Source organism: Leclercia sp. Colony189 (assembly GCF_009740165.1).
Lineage (GTDB): Bacteria > Pseudomonadota > Gammaproteobacteria > Enterobacterales > Enterobacteriaceae > Enterobacter.
The window spans coordinates 157,526-169,550 of the sequence record NZ_CP046557.1; the positions used below are offsets into that span (position 1 = coordinate 157,526).

Annotated in this window: 11 protein-coding genes; 4 read left to right on the top strand and 7 right to left on the bottom strand. The window is 57.7% G+C overall.

The window, feature by feature from the left end; all coding sequences use genetic code 11:
• The first annotated feature begins 5 nt into the window (after positions 1-5).
• On the top strand, positions 6-2,075 hold the full coding sequence (gene glyS / locus GNG29_RS00755; RefSeq protein WP_103177775.1) for a glycine--tRNA ligase subunit beta: 2,070 nt from the start codon (positions 6-8) through the stop codon (positions 2,073-2,075).
• Between the two features lie 239 nt (positions 2,076-2,314).
• The gene (locus GNG29_RS00760; protein ID WP_156653704.1) at positions 2,315-3,934 is read left to right on the top strand and encodes an ABC-F family ATP-binding cassette domain-containing protein; all 1,620 of its coding nucleotides are present in this window, start codon (positions 2,315-2,317) and stop codon (positions 3,932-3,934) included.
• Positions 3,935-3,975: 41 nt separating this feature from the next.
• Here GNG29_RS00760 and GNG29_RS00765 read toward each other — a convergent pair whose 3' ends face one another.
• Positions 3,976-4,266 carry an HTH-type transcriptional regulator gene (locus tag GNG29_RS00765; protein ID WP_103177777.1) on the bottom strand — a complete coding sequence of 97 codons (291 nt, stop codon included), beginning with the start codon at positions 4,264-4,266 and terminating at the stop codon, positions 3,976-3,978.
• Positions 4,267-4,598: 332 nt separating this feature from the next.
• Here GNG29_RS00765 and GNG29_RS00770 point away from each other — a divergent pair, with 332 nt between their 5' ends.
• Together GNG29_RS00770 and cspA are read left to right on the top strand one after the other, a co-directional pair.
• Positions 4,599-5,309: a DUF3053 domain-containing protein gene (locus GNG29_RS00770; RefSeq protein ID WP_103177778.1), complete on the top strand. Its 711-nt coding sequence runs from the start codon at positions 4,599-4,601 to the stop codon at positions 5,307-5,309.
• Positions 5,310-5,657: 348 nt separating this feature from the next.
• Positions 5,658-5,870, top strand: a complete 213-nt coding sequence (cspA, locus tag GNG29_RS00775; protein WP_032615822.1) for an RNA chaperone/antiterminator CspA — start codon at positions 5,658-5,660, stop codon at positions 5,868-5,870.
• Between the two features lie 55 nt (positions 5,871-5,925).
• Here the strand turns inward: cspA and ghrB are convergent, their stop codons facing one another.
• The 6 genes from ghrB to GNG29_RS00805 form a co-directional block, all read right to left on the bottom strand.
• Positions 5,926-6,900, bottom strand: coding sequence for a glyoxylate/hydroxypyruvate reductase GhrB (gene ghrB, locus GNG29_RS00780; protein ID WP_156653705.1), 975 nt, complete (start codon positions 6,898-6,900; stop codon positions 5,926-5,928).
• Positions 6,901-6,927: 27 nt separating this feature from the next.
• A complete protein-coding gene (locus tag GNG29_RS00785; protein WP_103177780.1) occupies positions 6,928-8,208 on the bottom strand; it encodes an MFS transporter in 1,281 nt (426 codons plus the stop codon).
• Between the two features lie 96 nt (positions 8,209-8,304).
• Positions 8,305-9,243: a sugar kinase gene (locus GNG29_RS00790; RefSeq protein WP_156653706.1), complete on the bottom strand. Its 939-nt coding sequence runs from the start codon at positions 9,241-9,243 to the stop codon at positions 8,305-8,307.
• Between the two features lie 3 nt (positions 9,244-9,246).
• Positions 9,247-9,996 carry a sugar phosphate isomerase/epimerase gene (locus GNG29_RS00795; protein ID WP_103177782.1) on the bottom strand — a complete coding sequence of 250 codons (750 nt, stop codon included), beginning with the start codon at positions 9,994-9,996 and terminating at the stop codon, positions 9,247-9,249.
• 102 nt (positions 9,997-10,098) lie between these two features.
• Positions 10,099-11,115 (bottom strand): LacI family DNA-binding transcriptional regulator, encoded by a 1,017-nt coding sequence (locus tag GNG29_RS00800; RefSeq protein ID WP_156653707.1) that lies wholly within the window; start codon positions 11,113-11,115, stop codon positions 10,099-10,101.
• Positions 11,116-11,225: 110 nt separating this feature from the next.
• Positions 11,226-11,888 carry an OmpA family lipoprotein gene (locus GNG29_RS00805; RefSeq protein ID WP_103177784.1) on the bottom strand — a complete coding sequence of 221 codons (663 nt, stop codon included), beginning with the start codon at positions 11,886-11,888 and terminating at the stop codon, positions 11,226-11,228.
• Positions 11,889-12,025: the final 137 nt, after the last annotated feature.

Below are 12,025 nucleotides of genomic sequence, written 5' to 3' on the forward strand. Positions count from 1 at the left end.
CGGCCATGTCTGAGAAAACTTTCCTGGTGGAAATCGGCACCGAAGAGCTGCCACCAAAAGCCCTGCGCAGCCTGGCTGAATCTTTCGCTGCGAACGTGACTGCCGAGCTGGATAACGCTGGCCTGGCACACGGTAAAATTGAGTGGTTTGCTGCCCCGCGTCGTCTGGCGCTGAAAGTGGCTAACCTGGCGGCGTCTCAGCCCGATCGCGAAGTTGAAAAGCGCGGCCCGGCGATTGCCCAGGCGTTCGACGCTGAAGGTAAACCAAGCAAAGCGGCAGAAGGCTGGGCGCGTGGTTGCGGGATTACCGTTGACCAGGCCGAGCGTCTGACCACCGACAAAGGCGAATGGCTGCTCTATCGCGCCCATGTGAAAGGCGAGAGCGCAGAAGCGCTGCTGCCGAACATGATTGCCACCTCGCTGGCGAAGCTGCCGATTCCAAAACTGATGCGCTGGGGAGCAAGTGACGTGCACTTCGTGCGTCCGGTTCACACCGTGACTCTGCTGCTGGGCGATACCGTTATTCCTGCCACCATTCTGGGCGTCGCGTCCGATCGCGTGATCCGCGGCCACCGCTTTATGGGCGAGCCGGAGTTCACCATCGACAACGCCGATCAGTACCCGGAAATCCTGCTGGAACGCGGTAAAGTCATTGCTGACTACGAACAGCGTAAAGCCAAAATTAAAGCCGATGCGGAAGAAGCGGCCCGCCAGATTGGCGGTAAAGCCGATCTGAGCGACAGCCTGCTGGAAGAAGTGACCTCCCTGGTGGAATGGCCGGTTGTGCTGACCGCGAAGTTCGAAGAGAAGTTCCTCGCGGTTCCGGCGGAAGCGCTGGTTCACACCATGAAAGGTGACCAGAAGTACTTCCCGGTCTATGCCAACGACGGCAAGCTGCTGCCGAACTTCATCTTCGTGGCGAACATCGAATCGAAAGATCCGGTGCAGATCATCTCCGGTAACGAGAAAGTGGTTCGTCCACGTCTGGCGGATGCGGAGTTTTTCTTCAATACCGACCGTAAAAAGCGTCTGGAAGATCACCTCCCACGCCTGCAAACCGTGCTGTTCCAGCAGCAGCTGGGTACGCTACGCGACAAGACCGACCGTATTGCAGAGCTGGCCGGCTGGATCGCCCGTGAAATCGGTGCCGACGTTAACCACGCTACCCGCGCCGGTCTGCTCTCCAAGTGCGACCTGATGACCAACATGGTGTTTGAATTTACTGACACCCAGGGCGTGATGGGCATGCACTACGCGCGTCACGATGGCGAAGCGGAAGATGTGGCCGTGGCCCTGAACGAGCAGTATCAGCCGCGCTTTGCCGGTGACGATCTGCCGTCCAACCCGGTTGCCTGTGCTGTGGCGATCGCCGACAAGATGGACACCCTGGCGGGTATCTTCGGTATCGGGCAGCATCCGAAAGGGGATAAAGACCCGTTTGCGCTGCGTCGTGCTGCGCTGGGCGTGCTGCGTATCATCGTTGAGAAGAACCTGAACCTCGATCTGCAGACCCTGACGGAAGAAGCGGTGCGTCTGTACGGCGACAAGCTGACCAACACCAACGTAGTGGATGAGGTTATCGACTTTATGCTCGGTCGCTTCCGCGCCTGGTATCAGGACGAAGGCTATAGCGTGGACACCATTCAGGCGGTGCTGGCGCGTCGTCCGACCCGTCCGGCCGATTTCGATGCCCGTATGAAGGCGGTCTCCCACTTCCGTACCCTGGAAGCGGCATCTGCCCTGGCTGCGGCCAACAAGCGTGTCTCCAATATCCTGGCGAAGTCCGATGAAAAGCTGAACGAGCGAGTGAACGCCGCGACGCTGAAAGAGCCGGAAGAGATCGCTCTGGCGATGCAGGTTGTGGTGCTGCGCGACAAGCTGGAGCCAGTCTTCGCAGAAGGTCGCTACCAGGAAGCGCTGGTGGAACTGGCCGAACTGCGTGATGTTATCGACGCCTTCTTCGAGAAAGTGATGGTCAACGTAGAGGATAAAGATCTGCGTATTAACCGTCTCTCTATGCTCGAAAAACTGCGCGAGCTGTTCCTGCGCGTGGCGGATATCTCGCTGCTGCAGTAACGGGCTTTTGCCCGGCGGCGCTACGCTTGCTAAAAAACCCGCTTCGGCGGGTTTTTTTATGGCGTGCCGTTGAAAATTTAACCTTGAAACCCTGAACAAAAACCCGCTATCCTGTCCCCGGTTACTTTTTTCCCTCTGGAGCGCCCCCCAAAAATGAACAAACACGACTGATGAATTTCGATCCTTGCTAAACGCGACCGCGTCGGCAGGGGATGTTTTGATTTCATTCAGGAGTGCTTATGGCTCATTTTGCGCAATCCCCTTCTTTTATTTTGCATCAGGTCACCTGCCAGTTTTCGACAGGCGATACCCTTTTTGGTCCGCTGAATCTCTCGTTGGAGCCGTCACTGCGCGCGCTGGTTGGCCGTAACGGCAGCGGCAAGACCCGTCTTCTGCGCCTGCTGGCCGGGCTGGACGTGCCTGCCAGTGGCCATATCGAACGTTTCGGCACGCACCGCTATGTGGCGCAACAGCACGATATTTCCCCCCACACCACGCTGGCTCAGCTGCTTGGCTATGAAGGCCTTTTCGCGGCCCGCAGGCGTATCGACAGTGGTGCTTATCTGCCTGAGGATCTGGAGCGCCTCGACGGTTATTGGGATTTAACGGAACGACTGAGCGAGGCGTTTATCGGCGCCGGGCTTGCGCCGTTTGATCCCGACAGGCTGGCCGCTGAACTGAGCGGCGGCGAGCGGGTTCGCGCTCTGCTGTGCGGCGCGTTTACGGCGAATGCGGACTCTCTGCTACTGGACGAACCCACCAACCACCTCGACAGGCAGGGGCGGGCGTGGTTTTACGAGCAACTTGCCCGGCATGCCGGTTGCGTGCTGGTCGCTTCACACGATCGTGAGCTGCTGGCACAGGTGCCGCGCATACTGGAACTCAGCGCGTCGGGGTTACACAGCTACGGTGGCAATTACGCGGACTATCAGCGCCAGCGGAATGCGGAGCAGCAGGCCGCCCGCGCGGCACTTGAGCATGCAACCACCGAGCGCAAACGCACCCGCGCCCGTCTGCAAAAGGAGCATGATGACAGCCTGCGCCGGTCGGCGAAAACCCTGCGCACGGTGGATAGTCTTAATATCGCCTCGTTTGAGCGCGTTAAGTATAAAGGGGCAGCAAAGGAGCGTCCGGGCGCGTGGCGCAAACAGCACCAGGAGCAACAGGGTGCGATGAACGCGGCGGTCACTCAGGCGCGGGAGCGGGTGGAAGAGGAAAATCCGGTGATGTTTACCCTGCCAGGCAGCCAGATTGCGGAGGGGAAACAGGTGCTGGTGCTGGAGGATCTGGTGCTGCCGCACATCACGATGGCGCCGCTTAACTGGCGCATGGATGGGCCGATGCGGGTGGCGTTGCGGGGGCCGAATGGCTGCGGGAAATCCACCTTGCTGAAAGCCATCCTCGGCCAGTGCCAGCCTGTTTCGGGACATTGCCGGACGTCGGTCACGGTGGCATATCTCGACCAGCACTTATCGCAGCTGGATCTGACGCAATCCGTTATCTCCCACCTCAATTTGCATAACACGCCGCTGGAGGAGGGGATACTCCGCAGCCGTCTGGCCCAGCTGCAGCTGGGCGCCGATCGGGTGACGCTCCCGCTTTCAGCGCTCAGCGGCGGCGAACGCTTAAAAGCGGCGCTGGCCTGCGTGCTGTGGCGGGAAGAGGCGACGCAGCTCTTGCTGCTCGATGAACCGACTAACCATCTGGATCTGGCCTCGACACGTGCTATCGAGGCGGCGCTGGCAGGCTTTACAGGCGCACTGCTGGTGGTATCGCATGACGACGTTTTTCTGGATGGGCTGAAGCTGACCCATGAACTGGCGTGGCTGAACGGAGAGTGGCGTGGTAAAAGGCGGTGATAGAAACAGAAACCCCCGCAAATGCGGGGGCTAAAATATAACTATTCAGTCAACTGCTTGCGGAGTGCCGGGTTAGCCTGAATCAGGCTCATCAGCTTCAGCTCGGTCATGGAGGGCTTCACTCTTTTTGATTCCCACTCTTGAACCATCGCTACGCTGACACCCATTGCTCGTGCGAAATCATCGGTTTTCATCCCTGTCCCTTTGCGTAAGCGCTCAAATTCCGTAAAGGGGTTGGACTTTTGCGAACGGGTAACCGTCTGCGGTGCATCCTTAAAAACAATCTGTTCCAGACTGCTTAGCAGATCAAACATAGGATCTTTTAATTCCATTGAGAACTCCTCATAAATCACACTGCGGGATCGTGAACATTAGAGAGCAATTTAAGAATAGTCGCTAAAACTGAGAACAGATCGTAACGTGCGTGATTAATTGTTAGAGATACGTTTCGCTGGCTCGCTTTGCGAACCGACTGAGTATGCTAATGACTTGATTATTCTGTAGCGCCATAGCATCAGGTATTTTTTTGTAAATGGTAAGAATTTATATGGCAATAGTCGTTTTACATGAAAAGGGTATCTTGCGGGCCTGACCTGGACTATTCTGTCACCGTTGGGCACGCGTGTGCCGGTGTGCGCTTTTTTGGGTGAAAGGAGTAATAACAATGGCGACAGGAAAGCCCTGCTCTCGCTGGTTTGCGCCGCTTGCGGCGTTGTTAATGATAGTTAGCCTGAGTGGGTGTTTCGATAAGGAAGGGGATCAGCGCAAAGCGTTTATCGACTTCCTGCAAAATACTGCGATGCGTAGTGGCGAGCGTTTGCCAACGCTGACTGCGGATCAGAAAAAACAGTTTGGTCCCTTCGTTTCTGACTATGCCATTTTGTATGGTTATTCACAGCAGGTGAACCAGGCGATGGACGCCGGACTGCGTCCGGTGGTGGATAGCGTGAATGCAATTCGCGTACCGCAGGATTACGTGACCCAGCGCGAACCGCTGAGCCAGTCAAACGGCGCACTGGGTGTGCTGGGCCAGCAGCTGCAGAACGCCAAAATGCAGGCCGATGGCGCGCGCTCTGCGCTGAAGCAGGGCGAAGATCTCAAGCCTGTGTTCGACAAAGTGTATGAAAAAGTGGTGACCAAACCTGCCGAAGCTCTGCAGCCGCTTATTCCAGCAGCCCAGATCTTTACACAGCAGCTGGTGCAGGTAGCAGATTATATTTCCCAGCAGGGCACCCAGGTGAGCTTTGTCTCCAACGGCATTCAGTTCCCGACCTCGCAGCAGGCCAGCCAGTACAATGCGCTGATTGGGCCGCTGGCCGCGCAGCATCAGGCGTTCAGCCAGGCGTGGAGCGCGGCGATGGCCGCAACGGAATAACGTCTGAAAGCGTACTCGCATTTTGCCAGGCCATGCTGCGTTTAGCTGGCCTACAAATCTGTAGGCCCGTGCAAGCGAAGCGCCGCCGGGCGCATTCCAGAATAAAAAACCCCGCTGCAAAGCGGGGTTTTTTATCTTCTCTGAAAATAAAGCTTGTCTTTGATCCGCGAACTATGTCTTAATACACCTCGTCGGTTTGTTACACAGACCTAGAGCAGTTTAGTTAAGCAGTCCAGATGCGTTATCTTAGATACCCTTCGTAGTGACCCTTCCTTCATCGCTTAAAAATCTGTAACACATTCCATCATCGCGCCGGAAGGCAAAACAAATTTTTAAAAGGTAATATCTATGTCTGGTAAAATGACTGGTCTGGTAAAATGGTTCAACGCTGATAAAGGTTTCGGCTTCATCACTCCTGACGATGGCTCTAAAGACGTGTTCGTACACTTCTCTGCTATCCAGAACGATGGCTACAAATCTCTGGACGAAGGTCAGAAAGTTTCCTTCACCATCGAAAGCGGCGCTAAAGGCCCAGCAGCTGGTAACGTTGTAAGCCTGTAAGCTTCCAACTCAGCGCAAGAATTTAAAAACCCGCCTCTGGCGGGTTTTTTTTCGTTTAAGGCTTAACTTGTGGATTGACGCAGTTTTTATCCACCTTGCCCTGCAGGGCGTCGATCAGGTTTTCCACCGCACAGGCCGCCATGTTATAGCGCGTTTCGTGGGTGGCGGAGCCAATATGCGGCAGCGCGACCACGTTTGGCATTTTCAGCAGTTCCGAGTTGACCGGTAGCGGCTCCTGCTCAAATACGTCCAGCCCCGCGGCGTGGATCTCACCGTTTTTCAACGCTGCAATCAGCGCCTGTTCATCCACCACCGGTCCGCGTCCTGCATTAATAAAGATGGCGGATTTCTTCATCTTCTCAAACTGCGCTTTGCCGAACATATGGTGAGTTTCATCGGTCAGCGGCAGGATCAGGCAGACAAAGTCCGCTTCCTGCAACAGGGTATCCAGGTCACAGGGGCGGGCGTTAAAGCGTTCTTCAGCCTCTTTATGCTGGCGGCGCGCGTTATACAGAATCGGCATGTTGAAACCGAAGTGGGCGCGCTGGGCCAGCGCCATGCCGATGCGGCCCATCCCGACAATACCCAGCGTTTTGCCATGCACATCGACACCAAACCAGTCCGGACCGATGCTTTTGGTCCACTCGCCGGCTTTAACGCGCTCGGCCACTTCCACCACGCGACGCGCGCTGCTGAGCACCAGCGCCATCAGCGTATCCGCCACGGTTTCGGTGAGTACGGTTGGCGTGTGCATCAGCAGGATGTTGCGGGCATTCAGCGCATCGACGTCAAAGTTGTCATAGCCTACCGAGATGGTCGAGGTTGCACGCAGCGCAGGCATTTTTTCCAGCAGCGCGGCATCCACCTTTTCGCTGGAGCCCAGCAGCCCGACGGCACCCGCGAACGCCTCAGCATGCTGCTGTACCGTCTCCGGGCTCAGGTTGTTAACCCGGGTAACGGTGAAATGCTCTTCAAGGCGCTGCTGCAGGGCATCAGGCAGGGCTTTATACAAAATGATGGACGGCTTCATGCTAATCTCCGTTGATTTTAAAAGGATTCAGGCGTGGCGTGCGCCGACGGGAATATTTTGATTATTAGCAGGCTTAACAATTAAAGTAAGCCACACCGAGGCAAAAAGCGCCACCCCCATAAAGATGTACGAGGCTGACGGGCCGCCGGTCACACCGTTCAGATAGCCCACGAACCATGAACCAAAGAACGAGCCCAGCGCACCCATGCTGTTGATGAGCGCCATCGCGCCGCCCGCCACGTTACGCGGCAGCATTTCCGGGATGATGGCAAAGAATGGACCATACGGGGCATACATCGCCGCACCGGCGATCACCAGCAGCGTATAGGAAACCCAGAAGTGGTTCGCGCCCACCGCCCACGAACCGATAAAGGCACAAGCGGCAATCAACAGCAGCGGCCAGACGAACAGCTTGCGATTTTGCAGTTTGTCCGACGCCCAGGAGACCACAATCATGGCGATGGTTGCTGCCAGATAAGGTACGGAGGAGAGCCAGCCCACTTCAACCATGCCGAGGTTATCGCCCGCGCTGCGGATGATAGACGGCAGCCACAGAACAAAACCGTAAACGCCGATACTCCAGGTGAAATATTGCATGCACAGCAGTACCACGTTGCGGGAGCGGAAGGCTTCGCCGTAGTTACGCACCGCTTTCAGTCCCTGCTGCTCTTTATCCAGCTGCGCCTGCAGGGCCGCTTTTTCATCTTCAGAGAGCCATTTGGCCTGGGCCGGTTTGTCTTTCACCAGCACCCACCAGCAGAAGGCCCAGATAATGGCCGGCACACCTTCAATAATGAACATCTCACGCCAGCCGAAGGACTGGATCAGATATCCGGAGACCACCGACATCCACAGTACCGTGACCGGGTTGCCGAGAATAAGGAAGGTATTGGCGCGCGAGCGTTCGGATTTGGTAAACCAGTTGCTGATGTAGATCAGCATCGCGGGCATGACCGCCGCCTCCACTACGCCAAGAATAAAACGAATGGCCGCCAGCGCCGGGATGTTATTCACCACCCCGGTGAGGGAGGCGCAGGCACCCCAGAGGATCAGGCAGATGAAGATCAATTTGCGGACGCTGCGGCGTTCGGCATAGATGGCGCCAGGGATCTGGAAAAAGAAGTAACCGAGGAAGAAGAGGGCCCCCAGCAGCGAGGAGACGCCTTTGGTGATCCCCAGGTCTTCCGTAATGCCTGCGGCAGACGCGAAGCTAAAGTTCGCACGATCAAGGTACGCCAGGCTGTACGTGATAAACACGACAGGCATGATGTACCACCAGCGTTTTACTGCGTTTGTTGCATTGTTCATAGGCTTGCCTCTGTCGTTGAGGGGGTTACCGCCGTTGTCTGTAGGGTACACGGTGGTTTAATCGTTAGCCCACTCTCCCCTGTAGGGAGAGGGAAGTTATGCGTCCAGTTGCGCCCGGGTGGGTAATCCTTCGCTGTCGCCCTGAACCTGGATCGCCAGCGAGCCGATAACATTGCCGCGCGTGACGGCCTGATGCAGCGTTTTGCCTTCCAGCAGGGCGCTGACCACACCAACAGCAAAGCCGTCTCCCGCGCCGACGGTATCGACGACGTTCTCGACCTTCACTGCCGCCACGGCACCCTGCTCGCCATCGGCGGTTTTATACCAGGCGCCGTCGGCACCGGTTTTCAGGATCACGGCCTTCACGCCCCGGTTCAGGTAAAAATCGGCGATCCCTTCCGGGGTGTTTTCCCCGGTCAGGATGAGGCCCTCTTTCAGGCCGGGTAGCACCCAGTCGGCCTGGAAGGCGAGGTGGTTCAGCTTCTCCACCATCTCCGCTTCGCTTTTCCACAGCACCGGGCGCAGATTGGGATCGAACGAAAGGGTTTTCCCCGCGGCTTTCATGGCGCCCGCCGCGTGATCGAGCAGGGCGTAAGAGCTGGCGGACAATGCGGCCGCCACGCCGCTCAGGTGCAGATGTCTTGCGGCGGTAAACCAGATCGGATTGAAATCTTCAACGGAGAGATGGCTGGCTGCCGAGCCTTTGCGGAAATACTCCACAATGGGATCGGTTCCATCGGTGACTTTCGATTTGAGCTGGAAGCCCGTCGGATAACGGTCGTCTATGGTCACGCCTGCGGTCTCGATCCCCTCTTTCTTCAGGGTGTCGAGCACAAACTGGCCGAAGCTGTCATTGCCGACGCGGCTCACCCAGCTCACCTTCAGGCCCAGGCGCGCCAGGCCGGTGGCGACGTTCAGCTCGGCACCCGCGACGCGCTTCATAAAGCGATCGACTTCGCTTAAGTCGCCGGTGTGGGTAGCCACAAACATGGCCATCGCTTCACCAATGGTGATGACATCCAGACTATTCGGCATCGCTTACGCCTCCCGCAGTAAATTGACGTAATGACGGGTGACCGCCGTCAGATCGGGCCCTTCAAGCGGAAACTCGATCCCGCGTGGGACATCGCCGGGCAGTTGCTCCAGCAGGGCCTGCCAGCGGGTGCTGTCCTGGTCGGGCGGCACGGCGCGATACTGCTGCTGATGAGGAACGGCGGCCTTAACGTGGATATAACTCACCGCGGGCGCCAGATGCTTCGCGGCTTCTTCCGGTGATTCACCCACCCACAGCCAGTTGCCCATATCAAATGTCAGCGTGACCGGCAGGCTCATTACCCGGCAGGCCGCCTTGAAGCGCTGCATCGGCGCCAGCTGGCCGCAACGCGTCTGGTCGTTTTCCACCACCAGCGTCATGCCGGTGTCATCGAGCAGGGCGCGCAGCGCATCGAGCTGCTGCTTATCGCTGAAGTTGCCGAGGGAAACTTTCAGCCACAGGGCGTTGAGCGTCGCGGCCTCGGCAAGGTAGCGGGGCAGCAGTGGGTTGAGGGTGCCATCCGAGCTAAACAGTGCATCGGGGGCGGAGTAGCAGGCCAACAGGCCGAGCAGTTCAATGGACTCGGCAAGGGTGGGTAAGGTTGCCAGTTCGGCATCGCTGAATAACTCCCGGCGGATCTCGACGCCATCCGCGCCTGCCCCGGCGATAACCGGCAGCATGGCGCGCTGCCCACCCGCTTGCCGTACCTGGTCAGCGCCATACGCGGCGGTGACAACAATAATTTTTCTGCCCATCGGCGGACTCCATCACGTAGCTGATACTCTTTACGCTAGATGGAACCGGTTCCAAAGAAAAGTTCAGGATGCCGGATTTATGATCGCCATCACGAAGGGGAATTAACGCGCCGTGGAACCGCGCACGATCAGCTCCCCGGAGAAGACCTGCTCCCGGACCGCTTCATCGGCGCCGTTGATCCGGCGAATCACCTGCTCGACGGCGGCGAAGCCAATCTGCCAGGTGGGCTGTTTGAGGGTGGTGATGCCGACACCGGCCAGCTCGGCCCACTCCAGCTCGTCAAAGCCCAGCAGACCGATATCGCTGCCCCAGTGCAGGCCGATGCGCTTAAGCGATCGGGCGACCTGTAGCGTTAAGGCGCCGTTAGCGGAGATGACCGCCTTGCGCATGCCGCGATGACGGGTATGGAACTGGCGCAGGGCACTGTCCATCTGTCCGGCTTCATGGAGGGGGATTTCGACGTTCTCAGCGATCACGCCAGTATAACGGGCGAGGGTCGCGCGAAACGCGCTGAGGCGCTCGCGACGGGTGTTGACCATCCCCAGCGGTTCGCTCAGGAACAGAATCGCTTCAAAGCCTTGTTCTATCAGGTGTTCCGTGGCGGTGGTGGCGGCCTGGGTGTTGTCCAGCCCTACCACATCACAGGCGAAATCCGGGATTTTGCGGTCAATCAGCACCATCGGCAGGGCGGACTGTTGCAGGCGGTTCAGTCCCTCTTCACGCATTCCCACGGCGTTAACCACAATGCCCTCTACCTGATAGCTGCGCAGAAGATCGAGGTAGTGCAGCTCCTGGTCAAGTTCGTTGTTAGTGTTACACACCAGCGGGGTGAAGCCTTTTTCCCGGCAGGCGGCTTCGATGCCGCTGAGGACGTTAACAGAGTAGGGGTTGGTAATATCGGCGAGGATAAGCCCGATCAGGCGGGTTCGCCCGCGCTTCAGTCCCCGGGCCATCAGGCTGGGACGATAGTCGAGATCGGCAATGGCCTGTTCAATGCGGGCTAACAGCGCGTCGGACAGCAGGTGTTTTTCGCCGTTGAGGTAACGGGAGATGCTGGTCTTACCGGTTTTTGCGGCTTTCGCCACATCGCTGATGGTGGGCCGTGTTGATTTGCTCATCGCTGGTTTCCTTGCCTTGGGTGAGCATACCTTAGCGCGAAAATGCCCGGTGGCGCTACGCTTACCGGGACGACTGGCCGGGCAGGCGATGCCGCCACCCGGCACAACACTTACTGAATCGGGCTTAAGGTGATCTCAACGCGACGGTTCTGCGCTTTGCCTTCCGCCGTGCTGTTGCTGGCGATCGGATTCGCCGGGCCCATACCGCTGGTGCGAATACGGGTCGCCGCTACGCCCTGGGTGATCAGCGAGCTGGCCACCGCGTCAGCACGTTGCTGGGAGAGACGCATGTTCAGATCCTGGCTGCCGGTGCTGTCGGTATAGCCCAGCACGTTCACCGCGGTTTTTTCGTACTCCTTGAGCACCATCGCCACGCCGGTCAGGGTATTGGCCCCCGCCGGTTTCAGCGTTGAGCTGTTGCTGTCGAAGGTGACGTTGTTTGGCATGTTCAGAATGATGTTATCGCCGCTGCGGGTTACGCTCACGCCGGTGCCCTGCATTTTGTCGCGCAGCTTCGCTTCCTGCACGTCCATGTAATAACCGACACCGCCACCCAGGGCTGCGCCTGCTGCGGCGCCAATCAGCGCCCCTTTGCCGCGATCTTTTTTCGAGGAGGAGAGTGCGCCAACACCTGCGCCGACCAGGGAGCCGAGGCCTGCGCCAATGCCTGATTTACCCGCTTCGCGTTCGCCGGTGTAAGGGTTCGTTGTGCAGCCTGAAACAACCAGTGCGCCGCTCACCACGGCGGCAATCATAAGTGCGCTTTTTTTCATCTTCTTTCCTTAAGCTTTTTTATTCTTTGCCACGATGGGCGTGGCGGTTGATTATGACGTCCAGTTACGGAGAAAATTCCGGGGATAACTCTTAAATTTGTGTCTAATCATAAACAGCCTCAATGAAGGCTGAGAAA